Raw genomic sequence first — 25,538 nt, 5'->3', positions numbered from 1 at the left:
TCTTTGAATGAATGATAAAGATGCTTTGATTAGTGTTGTAATCCCTACGTTTAATCGTGCCAGTATTATTTTAAAAACAGTCAATAGTGTTTTAGCTCAATCATACAAAAATATTGAGGTTCTTGTTGTCGATGATGGATCATTGGATGGAACTGAAAAAGTTATTGCAAATATTAAAGATTCGCGATTGAAGTTTATTCCATTAGTAGAAAATAGTGGCGGCACAAAACCTCGTAATATAGGGATAGAGCAAAGTCGTGGAGAATATATTGCCTTTCTAGACTCTGATGATGAATGGCATTCTAGAAAGTTAGAACTACAGTTGAAGTTCTTTTTGGAAAATAAAATAGATAATCAAAATCAGGTTTGTATGACTGCAAAAATCAATAGAAGACCTGAAGGTGATTATGTCCGAAGAAATAAACCATATAAAGGATATGACTCTATTATGGAGTATATTCTTCTTGGCAATGACTTTCAAACAAGCACGTTATTATGTGACGCTAATATTGCAAAAAAATCATTATTTAGTGCAAGTTTGAGAAAGCACCAGGATTGGGATTTTGCGTTGCGCCTGGAGGAAAATGGAGCTAACTTTATATATTTCGATGAACCGTTAACAATTTATGATGATTCTGATGTAGGTAATAGAATCTCTAAAGACTCTAAACTTGATAAGTCATTATATTGGTTAGAGACTATTAAAACTAGAGTGCCAGAGCATATATATTATGGTTTCTATGCCAAGACAATAGCTGATACTTATATTATTAGCTCCGGAAAAAAAATAAATGGAATGATGATTTATTTTAAGTTTTTATTTACAGGGAAAATAAAATATAAACATTTTAATTCTATGATGTCTGAACGATTATCAAAACTGTTTCTTATTGTTGTAAATAAATTTAAAACTAATGGCTTATCTAAATTATAAGTTGTAATCCACTAGAGGCTATAGATGAAGTTTATTTCAATTAAAATTGGTATAAAAAAGAATAGATACGTTCATCTTGATGCTTATTCGAGTCTGATCATTTTTATTCTAATAATAATGGCTATGGTTTGTTTTTCTATGTTTAAAGAAAAAATAATGCCGGCCTATTTCTTTTTTGATCAAGTCACGATTGGTGAGATGATGAAGTATACTCATCAATTCAGCATCGGAAATTCTTACGGTAGTACAGCTTATTTCTATCGGCTATTGGGTGTGGAACCGCAGTCTATATTATTTTCGTTAGTATCATCTTTGCTAATAATGATTACTTATCTATTCATGTTATCGAAAGTAAGAGGCGGACACCTAAATATTGCTGATGCGGCTGTTTTTTTGTTTTTCTGTTTTGTTTCTATTATTAACATGACATGGCTTTCTAAAGATTTTATTGTATTCTTAGTTATGTCACCGTTATTAATAGCTTTTTATAATAAGAAAATCGGATTTACATTATGGACTGTCGCTGCATTAGTATATGCATGTTATTTTCGAACTTATTGGTTCTTATTTTTGTTGGAATTTATGGGGTTGTTTATAGCAAGTAGATTTGTTAAAAAGTCAAAATCAATTTTTATTGTTTGCCTTTTATCTTTGCTTTTTCTTGCTATAGCATTCCAGTATGGTCTAGGAATGGAAGTTGATTTTTTTAGAACGTCAGTGAATGAGGGCCGATTAGATAATAACAATTCTGGCTATAACACTATAATAACTCCATGGGTGGGGACAGGTAATCCTATATTAGGATGGATTAATGTAACAATTACATGGATTAGTTTTTATATTCCTTTTCCTTTAATATTATTATTCTCACCATATTACTTATTGATATCCGGATTTATAATACTAATGTTTTATCGAATTTGGCAGAACATTGGTGTTTTATTGCGCAGTGATAATAATTCATTGCAGTTGATTTTGTCTCTTTTAGTTATTTCATTTACGGTTGTACAAAGCATATTTGAGCCGGATTATGGCAGCTATGTAAGACATTTGGCACCTTTTTATCCAATAATGTTTTATACGTATTTATCTTGTCAGCGGAAAGGGGGGTGAATGAAGATATTACATGCAGCTGAAACTATTAAAGGTGGTGTGGCCACCGTATTAAAACAGCTGGTCCTTGAGCAAGAGCGTAACGCAGAACGTTATGATGTAAGAGTACTTATACCGGATGAACAAATCGATGAAGTTGAGGTTTTAGATTCTAATAATATAGTTCAATGGCCACGTAACGGTCGTAGTATCAAGTCACTTATATCCTTTGCGAAAAATTTTATATGCCTGGTTTTGAGATTCAGACCAGATATAGTCCATCTGCATAGCTCATTTGCAGGGGTTATTTGTCGGTTTTGTTTGATGTTATTGTTCCCCCTTTTTAGGACCAAGGTTATTTATTGTCCTCATGCATTTAGTTTTATGATGGAAACCAGTAAATATAAAAAGGTAGTTTATGTTTTCATTGAAAAATTGTTTATGAAAATAACTAATGTTGTTATCTGTGTAAGCAAATATGAATATGATGAGGGCGTTAGCTATGGACTGAATAAGGAAAAACTAAAAATAGTGCATAATGGAGTATCTATCAAAGATATTTCAGCAATAGATAAAAAGAAAGATAAAGATAATAAAAAAATCCATGTTCTTTTTGTCGGGCGATTCGATTACCAAAAAGGATATGATATTTTGATCGAGGCAGCAAGGAAACTAAGTCCTGATGCATTTACTTTTACCATCATTGGTGGATCTGTGCACAATAGTGGAAATGTTGATCGCTTAGTTAATGCCACATACACTGGGTGGTTATCTTCTGACGATATGGATAAGTATTTTCGATGTGCGGATATTGTTGTTGTGCCTAGCCGATGGGAGGGATTTGCGATGGTTCCATTGGAGGCTATGAGTTATGCATTACCTATCATTGCAAGTAATTCGACTTCACTACCTGAAGTTGTTCTTGATAAAAAAACCGGTTTTCTTTTTGAATGTGGAAATGTTAGTTCTCTATTAAAAATATTATCAGGACTAAATGAATATAATCTAATAGATATGGGGATTATGGGTAATAATTATTTTAGAGATAACTTTACCTCGGAGAATATGATAAAAAAGACACATGAAATATATGATAAGGTGATCTTTAAATAACAATCGAATTTATTATCATAATTGTTATGAGAGTGCGATTCTCTATTATGCTTTTTTTTTATAAAATAAATTAGGATGCAAATTGTCATGAATCCTATTTCTATGTTAGTTGTTCTATATAATAAGCAAATCGATGAGGCTAAGACGTTAACAACATTGTTAAATTTTGATGTTAGTAATGTTGACTTAACTATTATAAATAACGGACCTGATGTTATCAGGGGAGAAGGAGATGTATATTTAAAATTGAAAGGAAAGAGTGGTAGTATTAAATTAATAAATCACATTGATAATAAACCGTTAAGTAAACTGTATAATGAATTTATTGAAAATAATAATTCAGATGTATATGTGATTTTTGATGATGACTCGGAAATTACAGAAGAGTATATGAGGGCATTAGGGAACTGTAAAAAATATGATTTGCTCATTCCTAGGATATTATCTATAAGTGATGATAAATACTATTATCCATGTGAGAATAATAATACTGTTATGGTGGGAAAAATTGTTTCAGAACTAAATGTTATGTCTATCAGTTCTGGACTTTCTATCAGCGCCCGCGTTGTTAAAATGATGATAAAAGAATTTCATCATGTTTTTGATGAGCGTTTTGCCCTTTATGGAATTGATACATCGTTTTTCCTTCGTATCAGGAGATTGAGAAGGAAAAACATACCTATAGATATTTTATGTGCTGGGGTTCTCTTCCATTCCCTATCCCGAGTTGAAAATAAAAGTAAGTATTCAGCATTTAGGAGAATTGAACGATTATATGATATAGCGCTTACGGCGAAACATTATCCGGAATATATATCATTTTTTGCTATAATAAAACAAATTATCAAACTATCCATTAGGTTTGATTTTAAATTTATTATTTTGTTTCTCTCTTGCTATATTTCTGGGAAGCATCCACGCTGTTAAAAGCAGATTAACCGTTTGATTAAATATTCTCCATGCTCATATCAATGAGCTGTTTTTTAATTGGAATAACTTAGATGAGTTTAAAATGATCTATTCTGTGCAATATTTAAGAGGAATAGCTGCATTGATGGTTGTTATTTACCATGCGGAAATAAAAGGAGAACAGTATCAAGTAGGTTCATTATCCAGTTTTCATATTGGATATTTTGGTGTGGATTTGTTTTTCATTATTTCTGGTTTTATTATGTGCTATACAACATATAATAAAAATATAGCATTTACCGGGTTTATGTTTTCACGTATTAGACGCATATTACCTCTGTACTGGCTTATGTCGTTTGCTGCGTTGTTTATATATTTAATCAAACCTGGGCTAGTTAATAGTTCCGGAGGGGTTACTAGTATATGGGCCTCGTTTTCATTAATACCTAATGGCGACCGTTACCTTGTTTCGAATGGTTGGACATTAAGTTATGAATTTTGGTTTTATTTTATTTTCGGATTGGCTCTATTCTTCCCAAAAAAATACAATCTATTTATTGTCGGTAGTCTAATATTGTGCATGATGACTATAGGTAATACAGTAAAGCCAGATAACGAGTTTATTAAGTTTATTACTAATAATCTTCTTTTTGAGTTTTTGTTAGGTGTTATTTCATTTTATATTTTGAGGTGCAAGAAACTATCTAAAGGGATATATTTATTTCTTATTCTAATTAGTTTGCTATCTCTGCTCTACCAGAATTTATATGGTGTAATAAATAATTATTTTGGTCGTAGTTTTTATGCGGGAATTCCCATGTGTATGTTATTCATTGGGTTTGTCGGATTAGAAAAGTTTTTTATAAGTCAGCATACACAAAAAGTTTTTTCTTTCCTTGAAATGCTAGGTAATTCATCATATTCATTATATTTATCTCATGGTTTTGTTCTTAGTCCTATAGCTATTATACTTAACAAGTTTTCGATTACTAATTACTCGTTTTTATTTTCCTCAATTCTTATCTTTTCTGCAATAGTTGTTGGCTGGCTTTGTTATCGCTTTTTAGAAGTTCCGATAACAAATAAAATTAATATTTATATTAATAAACAGCAACGCCGGTCAGTTTAGTTATACCACTATATTAATTGTTCCCCTTGCTTCATTATGGATGCACGTCATTTAACCCTTTATTATGAGTTTATTGGAATTTAAGATGAAAATAAATAAAGTAATATCGAACAAAAATCTAGTTGCATTGTCCCGCAGGGAGATATTAAGTAAATTCTTTACTTCAGCAGCGCTATTTGGAGCGGGAGCTCTAGGTTATGGAGGAATACGTCGTTCATACGCATCTGTATCGCCAAGTCAAGATAAAGGGAAAGCTTCAAAAGATGTGTATCTGGATGGACAACCCCCAGGTATCGCGTTTGATAGTGCAACAACATCATGGGCAAAAATAAGAAATGATATTGCGTCAGGCGAGAATAGTGATAATTATCCATTATTTCAGCAGTTGGTTGAAGATAAAAAATATTTGGTAATTGATACACCAATAAGTGTGGCTCAAACAATAAAACTAAATTTATCTAATCAGATCATATCTGGAAAAAATGGCGGAATTATTACTGCTTTACCAGGTATGCAAGATAAGTTTATTTTTGAATTGGATGCAGATTATACAAAGATACAAAATGTTATTTTAGATAATCCTCTCTTATTGAAACAACAACGGGGTGGGAGGCAAGGTGGAATTTCAATTCAAGCTAATTTTTGTGAGGTTGAAAATTCATACTTCTACCGCATGTTGCAGTCTATTATTGCTTCTGCTAAGTTTGCTGCTTATGGCACGAAAATTGTCAATAATTGGTTTTTAGAATGTCTTGGTGCTGGTGATGGTATGAGCAACCTACAATCTTCGTTTGGCGAAGATAGAGGCGATGCAGTTACTATTTGGGGATCAGGTACTATAATTACTGGGAATCACGCTTTTTGTAAGGATGGTGAGGATGCCCGCATTGCATTTCATGCTGAGGGATTACCTAACGCAAGGAAAAGACGTGATTTTGATCGTAAAGATATTATATTGACTAACAATTTAGCAAAGGGAAGTTTCCGACGTCACTTTGCTTTTGAAAATATAACTAATGGTGTTTCAATTGGTAATGTATCCATGGGCGGGGCTACGTGGTGGGGGGAGTCCTATACACAATCTAAAAATATAATTATTAAGAATTGCATTAGTTTCACATCTAACTCTGATAATAAAAATGGTGCTGCATGGAGCCCTGTTCGAGCTGCGATAGCACTTCTAAACTTTAATAGTGGATTGGATATAAGTAGTTCCATTCTAATGGAGTCTAAATCAGAAGGATTCGGTTTTGCTATTGCGACAAGGACCGGAGATCATGATTTTTCTCTGAGCGGTAATATGATTAATGAAGGTTCTAAAAAAAATGTAGCGGTGTATTTAAATGGGCCTAGAATGGCCCGACTGAATGGACTATATACAAAAGGATTTGGTAGGGCTGTCGTTTTGGCTACAACAAGGTCATCAACTATCTATAGTAATAACTGTATTCATGAGTGCAATGGTAATGATGATGGATTTGTCATTGGTAAAGGAGCTGGCGGAGAAGTTACTTCTTTTGGCGATAAGTATCTTAACGTTCGGACGGCGTTTATTATAAAAAACATAGATAGAATTTCAATAAATAATACAACAACAAGAGTGTTAGATAAGTTTGCGCGTATTGATAAAATAGATAAAGAATTGAATATAAATAATTGTATCGAACAGGGGGAGAGGAAGGTAAGTATTGATAGTGATAATAACATCATACCAAATATTTCATGGAGCATGAATAATAATATCAATATAGAGTGCGATTTTAAATACTCTGAAAATAGTATAAGAAGCATGACATCTATTTTAAATAACTCAGATAAATATGTAGGTAAGGTTATACTTTCAGAGCATGATGATATTTATCTTTCTTCTGGTGGGCTTCCTGGTTCGTATTGGGTAAATTTAGTGACTAGGGAAAAGTTAGAACCAAAATAAAGTGATATTTTATATTGATTACCGGTTATGATTGTAATTTATTTTTTAACCTACTTATTATTCGATAAAAAATAGGATGTGAAAATTATTTTGATACGAACGGTGTTTTTTATTCGACCCTTTAGTAAAAATAAATATTATTTATCGTGCAAATAGAATTAAAAAATTCACATTATTTATAATTGATAGGCTAAATCATGACGAAGAACAACAAGGGACAGCATAAATACAATGCATCGTTAATATCAGTGTTACAACGATTCTCTGATATATTTATTATATTTTCTTCTCTCTATTTCGTTTGCTTTATCAGTAAGGTTGAATTTGATCATACGTACTGGTTATTAGGATTTGGTGTTCTCGCCATGTTCCAAATGATTGGCGGACTTACTGAGTTCTATCGTTCTTGGCGAGGTGTCAAGTTTAGCTCAGAAATGCAGTCAATACTCCAAAATTGGACTCTAAGTTTAATTTTCTCAACTGGAATTCTCTCTTTTTTTGATACATTTGATATACATTTCCATGTTTTTGTAAAATGGTATGTGTTGGTTTGTTTCGGATTCACTATTTTTAGACTCTTTATTAGATATGCTATCGGTTATGCACGTAGAATTGGTTATAACAATCGTAAAGTTGCAATTGTTGGTACTTTACCTATAGGTATTAATTTAGCTAAAAATTTTCAGGATGCAACTTGGTTGGGTTTTGATGTGAAGGGGATTTATTCTGATTCTGAGATAGAGTCCCGTGAAGGAATTCCTTATGGGGGAACATTATCTAAATTGGTATCTCAAGCTAAATCTGGACACATAGATCGTGTCTATATCGCAATGCCAATGTCTGATGAGGTAAAAATAAAACAATTAGTGACAGAATTAACAGATACTACTTGCTCTGTAATGTTAATCCCGGATGTATTAACATTCAATATGTTACAATCTAGAGTCGAAGAAGTTAACGGTGTTCCAGTTGTTTCACTTTTCGATACTCCGATGAGTGGTATAAATATGCTCTTGAAAAGAATCGAAGATATAGTCTTATCTTTATGTATTCTTCTTTTCATTTCTCCTGTTTTGGTGATTATTGCATTATTTGTTAAATTTACTTCTCATGGGCCAATTATTTTTCGTCAGACAAGATACGGAATAGATGGTAAACCTATTAAGGTATGGAAGTTTCGGTCAATGCGTGTGATGGAAAATGGTGATAAAGTTATTCAAGCTAAGAAAGTTGATTTAAGAGTCACTCCGGTTGGAGGTTTTCTAAGACGTACATCTCTTGATGAATTACCTCAATTTTTTAATGTTCTTAAAGGTGATATGTCTATTGTTGGACCAAGACCTCACGCTGTAGTTCATAATGAACAGTATAGAACTCTAATTAAAGGTTATATGTTACGGCATAAAATGAAACCAGGAATCACAGGTTGGGCTCAGATCAATGGATGGCGTGGAGAAACTGATACTCTTGAAAAAATGGAAAAGAGAGTTGAATATGATCTCGACTACATTAGGGATTGGAGTATATGGTTAGATCTGAAAATAATTTTCCTAACCGTTTTTAAGGGCTTTATCAATAAATCCGCATACTGATATATTCTTGTATATCCTTGTTACTATAGCATTTTAACCAGTTAGATTTTTTTATTGCTTGGAATATTCCAGTCAATACTTAAAAATCTATTTAGACTAAGTGAGTCTATTTTATATGGCAATATTATCGCGATTTTCAAATAATAAATCTATAGTAAATATGATGTGGTTATCCGCTGATAGCATATTTAGGCTTGGATTAGGATTTTTAGTTAGCGTTTGGTTAGCTAGGTATATGGGACCAGAAAAGTTTGGTATATTTAATTATGCATTAGCTATGATCACAATTTACACTTCTGTTGCTTCCTTAGGTATGAATGGCGTTGTTGTTCGAGAGCTTATAAGAGGCGGTGAGGAAAAGTCAGGTGTAATCATGGGGTCGTCTTTCTATTTACAAGTTATAGGAAGTTTGCTCGCAACTGGTTTGGTTATTATAAGTACTGTTCTGTTAAGGCCTAACGAATGGGACATACTACTAATGGTTTTAGTTATGTCTCCATCTATTTTACTGAGGTCTACTGATGTCATTAAGTATTGGTTTGAATCTAATATATCTTCAAAATATACAGTTATTGCACAAAATATTGCTTTTATAGTTAGCTCAGTAGTTAAAATGATAATAATGCTAACTGGAGGTTCTTATTTAATTATAGCAATAACTGTATCTTTGGAAGCATTGGTCGTTTCAATTTTACTTATATATATTTATCGAGGGAAACGAAATAAAATTAATTGGAGTTCTAATTTTACAGAAGCAAAACGACTCTTATCACATAGCTGGCCGTTAATTCTTTCTGGTTTGGCGCTAATGTTATATATGCGTATAGATCAGATTATGATTGGCAATATGATAAATAATGAGTCTGTTGGTATCTATTCTGTCGCAGTTAAAATGAGTGAGGTTTGGTATTTTTTCCCTATAGCTATTGTTTCATCATTGTTTCCTAAAATAATAAGGGAGAAAGCGAACAGCGAGGAAATGTATAATTATAGAATGCAGATCCTATATGATATCATGGTTATATCTGGTGTTTTGTTGGCTATAGTTGTAACATTTTTCTCTGACTATATTATTAATTTGTTTTTTGGTCTTCAATATAAAGACTCTTCTGACATAACAAAAATATACGCATGGATTAGCATATTTTATTTTTTAAGTTCTGCAAGTGGTCGTTGGTATATAAATGAAGGTTTACAGATTTATGCTCTCACTAGAAATTTGCTAGGGTTATTTATTGGGGTTGCACTTAATTTTATTTTGATCCCTATATATGGTGTGAAAGGTTCTGCTTTCGCTACTTTGATTGCATATATTGGTGCATCCTATATTTTTGATGCGTTCAGTAGTAAAACACGAATTTCCTTTTACCAAAAATCTAAGTCGTTATGGCTTCCAGGTGCTTTCATCCGTGTTAAAAAAATACTTGTAGGATATTTATAATATGTTTAATGATAATAGTAATAACCGGATCGTTGTTTTTTATGGTGCATTTGACCGTTATAATTACGGTGATAACCTCATGCCTATTTTATTTGAGATGTATTTGAGAAAATTCCACCATGGAAAGTTAGATAATATTGAGTTTATGTATTCATCAATAAAGGACTCTGATCTCCGCGAATATGATTGTAAGCCTACGATTGCTATGCGATCTTTAATTGATACTGATGCTCTCCCTGAAAATTCAACGATAGTTGTTGTTGGTGGTGAAGTACTCCGAGCTGATGTTAGTACTTTATTCTTACATGTACAGCATAGTCATTCTGTTGTTAACTTTTTGAAGATAGTAAAAAGAATATTCCCCTCATTTTTGGTTAAAATTGCAAAAATGAAGTATGGTACTTATTGGGATTATCCTTATATACCGGATGTGAGCTCATTTAGTAAAAAAATAAATATTGTATATAATACGGTTGGTGGTGAGCCGCATAATTCACAAATGGATAAAATAGGGAAATCTGAATATGTATCTGTTAGGGATAAAAGAACATATCAGGCACTGTCTGCTTTCGATAATATTCATCTAGTGCCTGATTCTGTTCTTATGGTGTCTAGTATTATAGACCGTGAATATCTTGAAAAGAAAGTAAGAAGTGATATTCTTAATTATGTTAAGGATAAAAGATATATAGTGCTGCAAGCTTGTCCCTATAAGGTTGATTTTTCAGCCAAGGAGGTTGCGGATGAATTAAATCTGGTTAGGGAAAAGTATAATATTGATATTGTTCTTTTACCTATAGGTTATGCTAGCGGTCATGATGATATTGTTTTTCTTGAAAAGGTACTATCATATTATAAAGAAAAATTTATATTGTTTAACGGTCTTTCTGTTTGGGAGATTATGTATATAATCGCTAGCTCGGCAGGATTCTACGGTACGAGTCTTCATGGTGTCATTACTGCTATGTCATTTCATGTACCACATTATTGCATAAACTCAGATATTAAAAAGCTTGTCTCATTCTTGGATACTTGGAGCGTTTCACCTTATAATAAACCTATTAAAATAGACCAAATACATGAGACCATTAATAAAAACAGTGACAAATCAATTGCTGAACTTCAGACGGCAGTTAATAAAGCGCAAAAAATAATATTTAATAGTATTGATGATATTTCTGATATATTGTGATTTTTTAATTTTTCGATTCAATGAAATATAAAATTTTTAAGGTTTTATTTTTCACCTATTGTTTTATATTTCATGGTGAGTTTTTTGTTTTTTGACGTTCTCTTTTTGTTCGCAGAAAGGAAAGTTAAATATATTATTTTAGGGGATATCATGAAAATTATCGTTACCGGTGGTGCTGGGTTTATTGGGTCTGCAGTTGCTCGCCATATTATTAACGATACGGCGGATGAGATCCTGGTAGTGGATAGTCTGACCTATGCAGGGAATCTTGAATCATTAAAACCGATTGCAGACAACGAACGCTTTAAATTTGAGCACGTTGATATCTGCAACCGCAGTGAGCTGGATCGTGTATTCAATGCGTTCAAGCCGGACGCGGTAATGCACCTGGCAGCGGAAAGCCACGTTGACCGCTCCATTGATGGGCCGGCAGCCTTTATCGAAACCAATATCGTGGGTACCTATACGCTGCTGGAAGCGGCGCGCCAGTACTGGAATACACTGGGTGAAGACGTTAAACAGACCTTCCGCTTCCACCATATTTCTACCGACGAAGTGTATGGCGATCTGCACGGCACGGACGATCTGTTCACCGAAACCACGCCTTATGCCCCGAGCAGCCCGTATTCCGCTTCCAAAGCCGCCAGCGATCATCTGGTGCGCGCCTGGCTGCGTACCTATGGTCTGCCAACCGTCGTGACCAACTGCTCCAATAACTACGGGCCGTATCACTTCCCGGAAAAACTGATCCCGCTGATCATCCTGAATGCGCTGGATGGTAAACCGTTGCCGGTTTACGGCAATGGCGCCCAGATCCGCGATTGGCTGTATGTGGAAGATCATGCCCGCGCCCTGTACAAAGTGGTGACCGAAGGTGAAGTGGGGGAAACCTACAACATTGGCGGCCACAATGAGCGTAAAAACATTGAAGTGGTGCAAACCATTTGCCGCCTGCTGGACGAGATGGTGCCCAACAAACCGCAGGGTATCGGCCACTATGAAGATCTGATCACCTACGTGACCGATCGCCCCGGCCACGATATGCGCTATGCGATCGATGCTTCTAAAATTGCGGCAGAGCTGGGCTGGAAACCGCAGGAAACCTTCGAAAGTGGCATCCGCAAAACGGTGGAGTGGTACCTGGCAAACGAAGAATGGTGGAGCCGTGTTAAAGACGGTTCTTACGCTGGCGAACGTTTGGGTTTAACCCGTTAATCTATAATAGGAGTTTACGATGAAAGGTATTGTACTTGCCGGTGGTTCCGGAACGCGCCTATACCCGATTACACGCGGTGTATCCAAGCAACTGCTGCCGATTTACGATAAGCCGATGGTGTATTATCCCATCTCCGTGCTGATGCTGGCAGGGATCCGCGATATTTTGCTTATCACTACACCTGAAGATATGCCGTCGTTTAAACGCCTGTTGGGTGACGGCAGCCGGTTTGGCATCAAGTTAAGTTACGCAGTGCAACCCAGCCCAGACGGTTTGGCGCAGGCGTTCCTGATTGGCGAAGAATTTATTGATGGCGACCGTTGCGCATTGGTGCTGGGTGATAATATCTACTTCGGTGAGAGTTTTGGTCGCAAGCTGGAAAATGTAGTGGCCCGTGAAGAGGGCGCTACGGTGTTTGGCTACCAGGTAATGGATCCCGAGCGTTTTGGCGTGGTGGATTTTGATGAGAATTTCCGCGCGCTGTCGATCGAAGAAAAGCCTGCGGTACCGAAATCCAACTGGGCGGTGACCGGGCTTTATTTCTATGACAACAAGGTGGTGGAAATGGCGAAGCAGGTGAAGCCTTCTCACCGCGGTGAGCTGGAAATCACCACCCTGAACCAGATGTATTTAGACCAGGGCAACCTGAACGTTGAATTGCTGGGCCGTGGTTTTGCCTGGCTGGATACCGGCACGCACGACAGCCTGATTGAAGCCTCGCAGTTTGTCCACACCATTGAAAAGCGCCAGGGGTTTAAAGTGGCGTGCCTGGAAGAAATTGCCTTCCGCAAGGGTTGGCTGGCACGGGAGCAGGTGGCTGCCGAAGCCAAACTGCTGGGCAAGACACTCTATGGGCAATACTTGGCGAATCTGGCGGGAGATAAATAACATGCAGGTCACGGATACAAAAATTGATGGCGTAAAAATCATCCAGCCAAAGGTGTTTGGTGATGCACGCGGCTTTTTCCTGGAAACCTTTGAGAAGAAACGCTATCAGGAGATGCTGAATATCGATCTGGATTTTGTGCAAGACAACCATTCCCGCTCCTCCAAAGGGGTGCTGCGGGGTTTGCATTTCCAGAAGGTGAACCCGCAGGGCAAACTTGTGCGTGTGGTGCGTGGTGAAGTGTTTGACGTGGCGGTGGATATTCGCCCGGACTCGCCGACGTACGGTGCCTGGGAAGGGGTGCTCCTGTCTGAAGAAAACAAAACCCAGTTCTGGGTGCCGCCAGGGTTGGCGCACGGTTTTGTGGTGCTCTCCGACACGGCGGATTTTGAATACAAATGCACGGATTACTATAACCCGGCACATGAAGGTTGCCTGTTGTGGAACGATCCGGATGTGGGCATTGACTGGCCGATCGATAATCCGCTGCTTTCCGAGAAAGACAAGGTGGGCAAGCGCCTGAAGGAGCTGGCGAAATGAAAGTGTTATTGACCGGTTCAAAAGGGCAGTTGGGCAGCTGTTTCCAGGATCGCCTGCCGGCGGGCTGGGAAGTTTGGGCGACGGATTCGGACACGCTGGATATCACCGATCTGGACAAGGTGAAACAGGCGGTCGCGCAGTATCAGCCGAATGTTATCGTGAACGCGGCGGCGTATACCGCGGTGGACAAGGCGGAAACCGAGCCGGAACTGGCGGCCTTGATAAATGCCACCGGGCCGAAGAACCTGGCGCTGGCGGCAAAAGAGGCGGGTGCGCGGCTGGTGCATGTGTCCACGGACTATGTCTTTGACGGCAAGGCCACTACACCGTACGTGGAAACCGATGCGACCAATCCGTTGGGCGTCTATGGTCGGACGAAGCTGGACGGTGAACTGGCGGTTGCCGGGGTGCTGCCGGAAGCGATAATTATCCGTACCGCCTGGGTATTCAGTGAGTATGGTAATAACTTTGTGAAAACCATGCTGCGCCTGGCGAAAGATCGCGATACGTTGGGTATTGTAGCCGATCAATACGGCTGCCCGACCTATGCCGGAGATATCGCCCAGGCGATTATTGATTTGCTGCAGAAAGAAGCCGAAGGTGGGATTTATCACTTCTGTGGTGATAAGGAAGTGGCGTGGAATGAGTTTGCCGAAGCGATTTTTGCCGCGGCGTTGAAACAGGGAAAATTGGCCCGCGTTCCTGTGGTTAATGCCATTACAACGGCTCAATACTTAACACTAGCTACAAGGCCAGCCTATTCGAGTTTAAACTGTCAAAAAATAAATAAATTTGGAGTTATTCCGTCGCCTTGGCAATATGCCATCATAGACTTTTTTAAGAAATTATGAATCGGTTGGTTTTTTATTTTTTTATAGGTATCTGTGACTGTAAAATATTTTAGAGTTTTCAATTTTTTATGAACAGATATTCCATAATCATTTCTGTTCAGTCTAGATTTAACATGGTTACTTCAACGATTTGCCATTGTCGGAAGTATTTTGGCCATCGTTCCAGTTTGGTGTTTTTGATCTATTTTCTCGTTTCAGATTCATCACCATTGTGCTGACTAATTACCAATTTCTTGTTACTGGCATTTCCCATAAGCTTTTAAGCTGTACAGTGCGCTTCACCTCGTCATATCAGTATCTATCTATCCTCGCCTTGTTGCCGTTAATCTGGAGTTACATATCAGATAACTATAACGGTGTTCCCGGCTATACTGGCCGGGAAATCTCTTCACCCAGTGCTACGCTTTTTCTCCTATACTATTTGTAACCTATGATTTTCCCGCTGTACAGATTTTCGGATCAGATACAGTAATACTCAAAAGTTTCGGCAACTAGTTTAGCATCCTGCGGGTATATAAAATTAATCCAGAAAATTAAATGTTCTCCTGGTTATTTAAAATCCTTCGAGGTATCCAAATTACTGCTCATTATTATATCCATGGAATATCATATTTTTCTAGTTCTAACAAGACATCTTATTTGTGCTGATAGTATGAAAATAGAAATAAAATAAATCATGGCGCCGCTGACAGACATCCATATAAGTTGGTCAGTGTTTTCTATTTTATTGCTTGATAGTAAAATATTTTTTACGAATAAAAGGAAAAATACCATTATGATAGTGGATAAAATTACTGGTGTGATTTTCTTTAAAAGTGATGATAGGTTTTCACCTATTGTCTTTAAAAGATAATACATGACAGGAAAGAAGTTAATTATGTTTGCTGAAAAGTACAGCATTGCAAAAGTAGTAATGTCGAAATTAACACCGATTATAAATGAACCTACTTGTAGAAATGCACCTAGTATGCCTAACTTCATAAGAATATCTGTGCGTCCTCTGGCCATAAAAACAGAACCACTTGTGCTTAATACAGATTGAATAATCGCTGTTGGTGCCAACCATTTCAGAATGCTTGCCGTTAAAATCCATTGATGTCCAAATACTAATATAATGAACGGCGTGCTAAGAATTGCCAGTCCACTCATAAGTGGAGCTGTGATTAGAACAATGATAAAAACACAATTTAAGTAGGTTTGACTGATTTTTTTTGTATCGTCTTGGTGTTGACTCAATACTGGGTACAAAGAGCGTGTAACAATAAATGTTAAGCTTTGCAAGGGGAATAACATAATACGATAGGCTAGGCTATAGCAGCCGAGGATGGTTGCTGACATATATTTACCTATCATGAAATTGTCCGAGTTTCTTGAAAAGTAGTTGATGAAGTTGAATAGGGAAAGATTGGCACTGAAACCAATGATTCCTTTTATTTCATCAATGTCTATCATGTTCTTGAATGATGGTCGCCATGTAGATGCTCTCCAAAACTGAACTGCGGACATTAAGCTTAAGACGATGGCTTGTACAACCAAACTATAAACTCCATATCCAATATTAGCTAGCACAACAGCAAATATAACTGAAGTAAGTGCAGAAGATACTTCAATCATGGAGACTTTTTTAAAGCGAGATTCTCTTTCCATCAGAGCAAGATGTGCTGCTGCACAACTAGAAAGTGGGAAAGTGATACTTAGCATTATTAGTACGGGGATAAGTTCTGGTTGATTGTATACCTTTGCTATTAGAGGTGAAGTTAAGCAAGTAATGATTGCCAATACACATCCCATGAGAGTGTTTAACCAGAAAACAGTATTGATTAGGTTATGGTTGAGCGTTTTTTTTTGAATGATAGCTGCTGATGTACCTAAGTCTCTAAGAAGTATCCCTAGGTTTAAGATAACAAGAGCCATGGCCATGATGCCATATTCAGTTGGTGGAATTATTTTTGCTAAATATACAACATTAACCAACTGTATTCCTATTTTAAATAATTGAGAAATGCTATTCCATTTTGCATTTGAAATTAAACTCATTAAACTATTTCCTTTTTTCTAATTTAATTTGCTCGATGTGAATGTGAAACTGGTTTTGAATAAATTATGATTAATCCCGTATATATACTAATTGATGGATTTTTTTCATTGAAAACTCCATTAGGTATGATTGAAAACAGTTATCATTTATCTTAAGGTTCACGGCAGTGATAATAATTATATTTTTATTTTATGAGACGTTAATAATTCATTGTGTAAATTGTTTTTCGTTGTCTATTAATTCCAGAAAAACATATCATCAATAATACTATGTGTAAAGGTATGCTATATTTTTAGCTTTGGTGGTTGATTGAAATGACATTTAACATTAGAAGGTTTATTTTTTAACAGAAGGTTTTATTATCTATCTAATTGTGTATTAATTGCAGATGTCTTGTTCACATCCATGGGGTGGCGCTCTATAAGATTAATGATAAATTACCACGTTGTGTATGAATTCGACTGCCATCTGGCAGTTATTAATTGTTTTTAAGGAAATATACTGAAGGTTATATTGTGAGGGTGCTAATAGTTTGTTCCTAGGGTGTTCGGAGCTCGAACAATAACGTTTTATACCAGAGGCTATTCGCCTATTTATATAGGAGCTAGAACTGGCGGCGCTACGGTGTCTGGTCTGTAGCTAATTCGAATAGGTGCCGTGATAAAAGTGGCCGTTCCATGCGGCCACTTTTTCATCCCGCTTGGCTAACTCACGACGCGGCGTTTATCGATAATTTTGCAGTAGGTATAAACGCTGATCCCCCCGGCGATGGCCACAACGCCAAGTACCACAAACCCAGGCAGGTAAGAGCCGCTAAAGGCGTGTAGATACTCCACCACGAAGCCTGCGGTGGTGCCGCCACCGCCGGCGCCGATGCCGTTAATCACCCCGGCGGCGGGCCCAACCGCTTCTTTCTTCACACTGGAAGTAATAATCGACCAGATATTGGTGGTGAAGCAACTGGTAAACCAGGCGATCGCCAGAGTAATCACGATCAGTTTTATCAACGGGCTGCTGATCAATGGCAGGGTTATCAGTAGCAGCCCTGCAACCGCCAGGCCCGAAGCGGCTATTGGGCCGCGTTTTTGTGTTTTATCGCTGTACCATGAAATCGGTATCGCCAGCACTATTGCCAGGAAATAGGGCAGCGCGCTGGCTATCCCCTGTGATGTTCCCGTAAAGCCTAATGAAGTCACGACCATTGGGATGAAGAGGGTTACCCCCCAAAAGAGCATGCCGTTTGCAAAATAGCTAAAGATCAGCAGCAAGAATGGTGCGCCGCCCAGATCGCTGAAGGTTATTTTTCCTTTACTGACCGGTGCTTCTTGTTCTGCCTCTGGCTCGGTATTAGTATCCTGATCTGTCTCATCCGGTGCATTTTTAAGAAAGAGCAGGAACATTGGCACAACAATAAATACCCCTAGCCCACCGGTAATATAAAATACCCACTCCCAGCCCAGCAGTGTGAATATGGGGGTTAGGATCACAAAGCCCAGCGCTAGCGCCATGAATTGCCCATAAAACTGAATGAGATTGGTGCCACGGGTTATTTCATCTTTGTTAAACCAGGCACGGGCAAACCTGAACTGTTGTGGCCAGTAAATTCCCTCGGCAATGCCAAGGATAATACGATAAAAAATCAGCAGTGCTGGCGAAGTTACCCAAGCGGTCATGATTTGCAGAACAGACCAAAGCAGCACCATCGTCACAACGGTCGCTTTGGGGTTGAGTTTATTTGTGAGGAACCCGCCGAAAAAATTCGCCAGGGCATAGCCAATTAAAAAGCCGGTCAGCGCCAAGCTTTTAGTGGCGGAGCCATTGATACCGAGATCTTTTTCCATGCCGGGAAGCGCAATGGAAAGGTTCGAGCGATCAAGATAAGCCACGAATAAGCCCACCATCAGGGTAACGCCTATCCGGAACCATTTGGATTTTAGCATGGTGTTTTCCTGCGATGTTTGAAAGGGATGTTTGCTATGCCGAATAGTGGGCGATCATGGTTCTGTCAACTTCAATACCCAGGCCAGGCCCTTGTGGAACGGGCATCATGGGGCCGGTGGTAAGGTCGGTTAACTGTTCGCGGAAAATATTCGGCGCCTGATCGAGCTCCAGCAACGCTCTGGTTTTTGCCTGGCGGGGAACTGCTGCCTGGATAGCCGACATCAGATGCAGGGTGGCTGCTAGCGAAATGCCGGAACCCCACTGGTGCGGATAGCACTCCACGCCCCAGAGCGTTGCCAGGGTGGCGATATTCAATGCCTCACTGATACCACCGCAAGCCGCCACATCCGGCTGGACAATATCAACACAGTCTGCAGCCAGGAAATGCCGGAACCCAAAACGGGTAAACTCCGATTCACCGCCGGCGATTTTGATGCTGACCTGCTTGCGCAGCGCTGCGTAGGCGCTAAAGTCATCTGGCAGAACGGGTTCTTCGAACCATGCGATATCATAGCGCTCAATCGATTGGGCAAAACGCAGCGCCTCATGCAGGGTATAGGCCCGGTTGGCGTCGACGGCCAGGGTTGCATCGGGGCCGATCAATTCACGTACTCGAGCCACGCGTTGTACGTCTTCTTGCAGGGTGAGGCCGCCCACTTTCATTTTGAAATCTTTGAATCCGCAGCCTAAGGTTGCCTGAGCATCCTGTTCAATCTGGCGGAAGTTATCCTGTGGCGAATAGTAAAAGCTTGAGGCATAGGCCGTGATTTGTTCATCCGGATCGCCGCCTAATAACGTGCTGATTGGTTTATCGGTGTACTTGCCAAAAATATCCCACAAGGCGATATCAATTCCTGAAAGTGCAGAAATTGCAATGCCTTTACGGCCGAATTCGCGGGTGCGGTTGTACATGGTTTCCCACAGACTGCGGCGGCGAAGTGGATCCTGGCCGGCCAGAAGCGGAGCAAAGAGTTCGTTGATCAAGCCGGCGTTGGCGTGGGCAGGGCCAAAGCATTCTCCCCAGCCGCTGATGCCGGCGTCGGTCAGGACTTCCACAATGCAAATGGCGCGCGTATCCCAAAACCACTGGGACATACCAAATTTCTCGGTTAGTTTATCTTTCAGAACCCAGGTTTTAATCTCTGTTATTTTCATCATTACCTCACCGGAATCATGTTGATTCACGTTCAATAAGGGTAGGGGGCAGTACGGTATCGGTAGTTTCTTTCAGGCCTTTTTCTTTTGTGAGCATGGGGATTAATTTATTGGCGGCGGCCTGGCCTATTTCATAAGTCGGTTGAGCGATAACGGTTAAGGGATTGCGCAATATCTGCGCCCAATCGGTGTCATCAAAGCCAACCATCAGAATGTCTTCGGGCACTCGCCTGTTGAGTGCTTTAAATGCTTTCACAGTATGCAGCGACAGCTTGCCATTGCTGGTTATCAGCGCCGGCCTGGCCGTGCGCTGCGTGCCCAGTTGGTGGATGATGTGGGCCACTGCGGCATCATCAATTTGCGTGAGCAGTTCCAGGCGGCAATCAATCGTGGCAAATTCGGCCTGCTTCGCCAGCGTGGTAAAGGCTTTTATACGTTCAAGACGTGGTGAAATGTTCCCTGGTGTGGGCGATAAAAAAGTGATGGCGGTGCAACCTTTGCTGCACAGGTGCTCCATTGCTAACGTAATGCCGCGAAGGTTATCCACCGATACTGAGTTGATCCGCGTGTTCTGGATTTTCCTGCCAACCAATACCACGGGGTATTCAAGAGAAAGCCCCATAATATAATCGTTATTTTCGCCGGTGGTGTTGATAATAAAACCATCGACGCATTTAGCGGTCATTTCTTCAATCAGTATTCTTTCACGTTCCCCTGAATCTCTGGCATCACAAATAAAAATGGTGTAGCCACAGCTAGAACATATTTCCTCAATACCTTTAAGAACATCCATCGAATAAGGGTTGAAAATATCAGCCATAATCACCGCAATAGTCTTGCTCTGCGTGCTGCGTAGTGAGCGGGCCACGTTATTGGGTTGGTAACCCATTTGAGCAATGGTCTTTTCAATCCGCAGGCGCGTTTCATTACTCATGGAATGATATTTTCCATTTAGATAGCGCGAGATAGTTGCGGTAGAAACCCCCACCATTTGAGCAATATCACGAATTGCCAGTTTGCTTTTCATGTTTAATTTATTTTGGGTAATCGATTACTCAAATATAGCGTGAAGGTTCAGGCTTACCGTGATCGGCTGCTCACTTTTTGAACTTTGTCCGGAGGGGATGGTGAAGCGCTTGATACCTGCATTTGTTCTCTGTGCTGCGCTGGTTAGTATCCCTAATGTTGGAAGCGATTACATTTTGTAAAGGGTTTTTGGCTTGTTTTATCTTGGATACATTTTGTATTTTGTAGAGAGGTATTCTTTCCTTTATTTATTTTATATTTTTCATGCGATTATGTGTTTTATTTTTTTTCTTTAGGTGACAATGAGTTTTCTTTTTTTGTGTAACCGTTATCACTTGTGTGATCGCGCTCACTTATATCCTTGGTATTGCTTCCTACCATAAGGGTTACTTGACTTGTGGATGAAGACTACCGATTGGAGGCAGTATGGGTGCTACCATCAAAGTTTCAGCGGCTGATAAAAGCCAGTCAAATGCTGGCATGACTTTTTTCGTCTGTTTTCTGGCTGCGTTAGCCGGTTTGTTGTTTGGCCTGGATATTGGCGTTATTGCCGGTGCGCTGCCGTTTATCACTCATTCTTTTAATATCACCAGTTCTCAACAGGAGTGGGTTGTCAGCTCAATGATGTTCGGCGCGGCTGTCGGGGCGGTTGGCAGTGGCTGGATGAACTTTCGTTTAGGGCGAAAATACAGCCTGATGATTGGCGCAATCCTATTTGTTGTGGGATCACTGTGTTCCGCTCTGGCGCCTAACGTTGAAATACTGTTAATTTCGCGCGTTTTGCTCGGGCTGGCTGTGGGGATCGCTTCTTATACTGCGCCGATTTATCTTTCTGAGATTGCGCCGGAGAAAATTCGCGGCAGCATGATCTCAATGTACCAATTGATGATTACTATCGGGATCCTCGGGGCCTATCTTTCTGACACCGCATTCAGCTATACCGGCGCCTGGCGTTGGATGCTGGGCGTTATCACTATTCCCGCCATGTTGTTGTTGGTCGGAGTGGTCTTCCTGCCAGATAGCCCGCGTTGGCTGGCTTCACGTAATCGCCATGAACAGGCGCGCCAGGTGCTGGAAAAACTGCGCGACACCAGTGCCCAGGCCCATAATGAATTGAATGAAATTCGTGAAAGCCTCAAGCTTAAGCAAAGCGGTTGGGCGCTATTCAAAGATAATAAAAACTTCCGGCGTGCGGTTTTTCTCGGCGTGTTGCTGCAGGTGATGCAGCAGTTCACAGGGATGAACGTAATCATGTACTACGCGCCGAAGATCTTCGGCTTGGCTGGGTTTGCCAGTACAGAGCAACAAATGTGGGGCACCGTAGTTGTGGGCCTGGTGAATGTGTTGGCCACGTTTATCGCGATTGGCCTGGTAGACCGCTGGGGCCGCAAACCCACGCTCATCCTGGGCTTTATCGTTATGGCGCTGGGCATGGGAGCATTGGGCACTATGATGAGCATCGGAATGAACTCGCTGGTGATGCAATACGTTGCCATTATTATGCTGTTGATGTTCATTGTAGGGTTTGCGATGAGCGCAGGGCCATTGATTTGGGTGCTGTGCTCTGAGATCCAACCGCTGAAAGGCCGTGATTTTGGCATCACTTGCTCTACCGCGACTAACTGGATCGCCAACATGATCGTTGGCGCAACTTTCCTAACGATGCTGAATTCACTCGGCAACGCGCATACCTTTTGGGTTTACGCGGGGCTCAACGTGCTGTTTATCTTTATTACGCTGGCGCTGATCCCGGAAACCAAAAACATTTCTCTGGAACATATTGAACGTAATTTGATGGCCGGTAAGCCGCTTCGTAACATCGGCTCTCACTAAGCGCCTATTCGTTTGGGTTTTGAACCTGGTCGATGCTGGATCGCGTTGTCTTGCGTCAATAACGTCTACTGGGAGGGGAAGACGGCTTTTTGGTACCGCCGCCCCCACCCAGTGGAAGAGGGGGCGGCGTTTGCAGCATAGGAAATAGGCACGGGAGCGGTGCTATCGTCTGTCATGCCTGTCGTTACGATGGTTTTTGTCGTATTGACCGTGTCTGTCGTTATCGTGTCTATCTGGCTGCCCGTGTCTTCCAACATGTATACACCCGCTCAATAGGAAAACGGCAAGCAGGCAACTGGTTGTGATGATTTTCTTCATAGTGGCGCTCCTTCTAAAGCGATCGTTATACCTGCCAACGTTTAGGTTACCGTTCTGCGTAACCTGAATTGTTCGTCGTATAACGGTGGATGGTTTAACCCCAGTCGGTTGGTCTGGCTGATGTGTTAAACCTTTTTTTCATTTTTCAAATAAAACTGAACTGTTCGGTTATATTTTGATGCAAAATTTTTCTTTGTCAAGCAAGGTAGGGGAGTGACTGAGGGGATTCAGAGTATTCCGGTCTGGCGGGGAAACGGCTAGGTGGTAAAGCCACCCGCTGGCGAAAACCGGTTTCCCCGCGGGGGCATCATCCTATTTTTCAAATAGCGGCAGTTGCCGGTCTCTTGACCAACGCAGATAGAGTGCCAGTTGTTCGTTTACTTCGTCTGCGGAAAAGAACGCAATAATTTCTGCTATCGCTTCTACGGCCTGTTGGCCTTCCTCCAGCCCCAGCCAATCACAATAATTGCCGTGTTCTTCGCTTTGCGGATCGCCAACGGCGGCCAGCAAATTGGCATAGCCTGCAGCTCCACCACAATCTTCTGGCGGGCCCGCCCGTTCGCCATCAAGGCAAAAAATAGGCAGCAACAGCTCTTGTTCCGGGTAGTTACTGTGCTCCAGGGTGAGGGTGTGTAGCCAACTATCGCCAAAATCATACATGTAGTGGGGCGTAGCCCCCCGGCGGGTGAGCAGTTGGTTTAATCTGACAGCCGCTTCGTTTTCTTCTTCGGGGGTTTCTGGCATTTCAAGGTAGTAGCGTTTTTTGTAGCTGAACTGGTGCAAATGCTGTTCCTCCCAGTCCATCACGATCTGGATAACATCGTGCAGGCGATCCAGCGTAATGGCGGCGGGCACCACAATACGCCGCCAGATTGCAGGGGTGATGTCTGCCAGTTCAATGCGCAATAGGTAGTATTTGCCCATGGGCCTCGCTCCTTTTCCGGTGAGAGTGGATACTGGCAGGGAGTGTATCAGGTGATATGCCGCCAGTGTGTGAACCCTGTGGGATTAGGTCTTTTCTGAAAGCGGTGGGTTACACCGGTTTTTCGTTATGCGTTCGGGTATGTTAAGCAATCAGTTGGCCGGGCTTTTATTCTGTTCTTGCCGCCGGGGGATGGCCGCAGAGAGATTAAGGCGTAAAATAGGCCACTAACTCATTGTTTTCACGCTACAGGCGTGGCGCACATTAAGGAGTCATAATGGCGATTTTAGTCACTGGCGGTGCCGGGTACATTGGTTCCCATACCGTATTGGCGCTGTTGGCGCGTGGTGAAGATGTGGTAGTGCTGGATAACCTGGTCAACTCATCCGAAGAGTCCCTGCACCGTGTGGAGCAGTTGGCCGGCAAAGCGCCAGTGTTTTACCAAGGGGATGTGCAGGATGCCGGGTGCCTGGGCCGTATCTTCACTGAGCATAAAATCTCTTCTGTGATTCACTTCGCCGGTTTGAAGGCGGTGGGGGAGTCCACCCGCAAGCCGCTGGAATATTACCAGAACAACGTCGCGGGCACCTTGGTGCTGCTGGAGGCAATGCGCCATGCTGGCGTGCACCAGTTTATCTTCAGCTCTTCCGCCACGGTGTATGGTGAAAATGCGCCGGTGCCCTATGTGGAAACTACGCCTATCGGTGGCACCACCAGCCCTTATGGTACCTCCAAGCTGATGGTAGAGCAGATCCTGCAAGACTTCGCCAAGGCCGAGCCGCAGTTTTCCATCATTGCCCTGCGTTATTTCAACCCGGTGGGTGCCCATGAGTCTGGGCTGATTGGTGAGGATCCTAACGGCATCCCTAATAACCTGCTGCCCTATATTGCGCAGGTTGCTATTGGCAAGCTGGAAAAGCTGGGCGTGTTCGGCGGGGACTATCCCACGAAGGATGGCACCGGGGTGCGTGATTACATCCACGTGATGGATCTGGCGGAAGGGCACCTGGCGGCGATGGATCACGTAGAGAAAATCAACGGATTCAGAGCCTATAATCTGGGGGCTGGGGTAGGGTACTCGGTGCTGGATATGGTACACGCCTTTGAGAAGGCCTCCGGGGTGACCATTCCTTACCAGGTGTTGCCGCGCCGCGCCGGCGATCTGCCTGCCTTCTGGGCCGATGCCAGTTTGGCGAAAAAGGAACTGGGGTGGGAAGTGCAACGCGGTATTGATGCGATGATGCGGGACACCTGGAACTGGCAAAGCAAAAATCCACAAGGTTACCGCTGAGGCATTTTGTAACGTTATCAAGAAACGGACAGGTAGCGATGGTTTATCATTTTGCGTATTATTCCGGGTTTTCTCTACGGGATTGCAAGCTATCTGTTCGCGGTAAGAGCCCTGACGAGCAGTCATCGGCATGATTTTATATTGCTAAACATAAAATTTATGGTTTATATAACCGTAATTTGTTGT

Annotated in this window: 20 protein-coding genes; 15 read left to right on the top strand and 5 right to left on the bottom strand. The window is 40.9% G+C overall.

Annotated elements, in window-relative coordinates; genetic code table 11:
• Positions 1 to 7 precede the first annotated feature (7 nt).
• The 13 genes from ACN28Q_RS04430 to rfbD all read left to right on the top strand — a co-directional run bounded on the left by ACN28Q_RS04430 (position 8) and on the right by rfbD (position 14,828).
• Entirely contained in the window at positions 8 to 934 is a 927-nt protein-coding gene (locus ACN28Q_RS04430; protein WP_095845224.1) for a glycosyltransferase family 2 protein, read from the top strand.
• Between the two features lie 24 nt (positions 935 to 958).
• A complete protein-coding gene (locus tag ACN28Q_RS04425) occupies positions 959 to 2,047 on the top strand; it encodes a hypothetical protein (protein ID WP_095845223.1) in 1,089 nt (362 codons plus the stop codon).
• Positions 2,048 to 3,139: a glycosyltransferase gene (locus tag ACN28Q_RS04420; RefSeq protein ID WP_095845222.1), complete on the top strand. Its 1,092-nt coding sequence runs from the start codon at positions 2,048 to 2,050 to the stop codon at positions 3,137 to 3,139. It abuts the gene before it with no gap.
• Between the two features lie 87 nt (positions 3,140 to 3,226).
• Positions 3,227 to 4,066, top strand: coding sequence for a glycosyltransferase family protein (locus ACN28Q_RS04415; RefSeq protein WP_131928958.1), 840 nt, complete (start codon positions 3,227 to 3,229; stop codon positions 4,064 to 4,066).
• An 85-nt stretch (positions 4,067 to 4,151) separates the two neighbouring features.
• Complete coding sequence (locus ACN28Q_RS04410; protein ID WP_095845220.1) at positions 4,152 to 5,177, top strand: acyltransferase family protein; 1,026 nt, start codon at positions 4,152 to 4,154, stop codon at positions 5,175 to 5,177.
• A gap of 85 nt (positions 5,178 to 5,262) precedes the next feature.
• Complete coding sequence (locus ACN28Q_RS04405; RefSeq protein ID WP_131928959.1) at positions 5,263 to 7,110, top strand: hypothetical protein; 1,848 nt, start codon at positions 5,263 to 5,265, stop codon at positions 7,108 to 7,110.
• 194 nt (positions 7,111 to 7,304) lie between these two features.
• Complete coding sequence (wcaJ, locus tag ACN28Q_RS04400; protein WP_413541230.1) at positions 7,305 to 8,702, top strand: undecaprenyl-phosphate glucose phosphotransferase; 1,398 nt, start codon at positions 7,305 to 7,307, stop codon at positions 8,700 to 8,702.
• A gap of 115 nt (positions 8,703 to 8,817) precedes the next feature.
• A complete protein-coding gene (locus ACN28Q_RS04395) occupies positions 8,818 to 10,143 on the top strand; it encodes a flippase (protein ID WP_095845216.1) in 1,326 nt (441 codons plus the stop codon).
• A gap of 1 nt (position 10,144) precedes the next feature.
• A complete protein-coding gene (locus ACN28Q_RS04390) occupies positions 10,145 to 11,335 on the top strand; it encodes a polysaccharide pyruvyl transferase family protein (RefSeq protein WP_095845215.1) in 1,191 nt (396 codons plus the stop codon).
• Positions 11,336 to 11,485: 150 nt separating this feature from the next.
• Positions 11,486 to 12,550 (top strand): dTDP-glucose 4,6-dehydratase, encoded by a 1,065-nt coding sequence (gene rffG, locus ACN28Q_RS04385; protein ID WP_165907007.1) that lies wholly within the window; start codon positions 11,486 to 11,488, stop codon positions 12,548 to 12,550.
• A 19-nt stretch (positions 12,551 to 12,569) separates the two neighbouring features.
• Positions 12,570 to 13,439 carry a glucose-1-phosphate thymidylyltransferase RfbA gene (rfbA, locus tag ACN28Q_RS04380; RefSeq protein WP_095845214.1) on the top strand — a complete coding sequence of 290 codons (870 nt, stop codon included), beginning with the start codon at positions 12,570 to 12,572 and terminating at the stop codon, positions 13,437 to 13,439.
• Between the two features lies 1 nt (position 13,440).
• Positions 13,441 to 13,977, top strand: coding sequence for a dTDP-4-dehydrorhamnose 3,5-epimerase (rfbC, locus tag ACN28Q_RS04375; protein ID WP_095845203.1), 537 nt, complete (start codon positions 13,441 to 13,443; stop codon positions 13,975 to 13,977).
• Entirely contained in the window at positions 13,974 to 14,828 is an 855-nt protein-coding gene (rfbD, locus tag ACN28Q_RS04370; protein WP_095845213.1) for a dTDP-4-dehydrorhamnose reductase, read from the top strand. Before rfbC ends, rfbD begins: the two co-directional genes overlap by 4 nt.
• A 606-nt stretch (positions 14,829 to 15,434) precedes the next feature.
• Here rfbD and ACN28Q_RS04365 read toward each other — a convergent pair.
• From ACN28Q_RS04365 to ACN28Q_RS04350, 4 genes are all read right to left on the bottom strand, one after another.
• A complete protein-coding gene (locus tag ACN28Q_RS04365) occupies positions 15,435 to 16,865 on the bottom strand; it encodes an MOP flippase family protein (RefSeq protein WP_095845212.1) in 1,431 nt (476 codons plus the stop codon).
• Between the two features lie 705 nt (positions 16,866 to 17,570).
• The gene (locus ACN28Q_RS04360; RefSeq protein WP_095845211.1) at positions 17,571 to 18,806 is read right to left on the bottom strand and encodes an MFS transporter; all 1,236 of its coding nucleotides are present in this window, start codon (positions 18,804 to 18,806) and stop codon (positions 17,571 to 17,573) included.
• A gap of 34 nt (positions 18,807 to 18,840) precedes the next feature.
• Positions 18,841 to 19,902, bottom strand: coding sequence for a mandelate racemase/muconate lactonizing enzyme family protein (locus ACN28Q_RS04355; RefSeq protein ID WP_165907139.1), 1,062 nt, complete (start codon positions 19,900 to 19,902; stop codon positions 18,841 to 18,843).
• Between the two features lie 76 nt (positions 19,903 to 19,978).
• A complete protein-coding gene (locus ACN28Q_RS04350) occupies positions 19,979 to 20,989 on the bottom strand; it encodes a LacI family DNA-binding transcriptional regulator (RefSeq protein WP_095845209.1) in 1,011 nt (336 codons plus the stop codon).
• Positions 20,990 to 21,414: 425 nt separating this feature from the next.
• On the opposite strand from ACN28Q_RS04350, the gene ACN28Q_RS04345 reads away from it, so the two are divergent.
• Positions 21,415 to 22,821, top strand: coding sequence for a sugar porter family MFS transporter (locus tag ACN28Q_RS04345; RefSeq protein WP_095845208.1), 1,407 nt, complete (start codon positions 21,415 to 21,417; stop codon positions 22,819 to 22,821).
• A gap of 630 nt (positions 22,822 to 23,451) precedes the next feature.
• Here the strand turns inward: ACN28Q_RS04345 and ACN28Q_RS04340 are convergent.
• Complete coding sequence (locus ACN28Q_RS04340; protein ID WP_095845207.1) at positions 23,452 to 24,063, bottom strand: plasmid pRiA4b ORF-3 family protein; 612 nt, start codon at positions 24,061 to 24,063, stop codon at positions 23,452 to 23,454.
• Positions 24,064 to 24,338: 275 nt separating this feature from the next.
• On the opposite strand from ACN28Q_RS04340, the gene galE reads away from it, so the two are divergent.
• Positions 24,339 to 25,352 carry a UDP-glucose 4-epimerase GalE gene (gene galE / locus ACN28Q_RS04335; protein ID WP_095845206.1) on the top strand — a complete coding sequence of 338 codons (1,014 nt, stop codon included), beginning with the start codon at positions 24,339 to 24,341 and terminating at the stop codon, positions 25,350 to 25,352.
• Positions 25,353 to 25,538 lie beyond the last annotated feature (186 nt).

It is taken from the genome of Gibbsiella quercinecans (assembly GCF_002291425.1).
In the GTDB taxonomy this organism is placed as follows: Bacteria; Pseudomonadota; Gammaproteobacteria; order Enterobacterales; family Enterobacteriaceae; genus Gibbsiella; species Gibbsiella quercinecans.
This window is presented reverse-complemented; position numbering and strand designations above follow the sequence as displayed.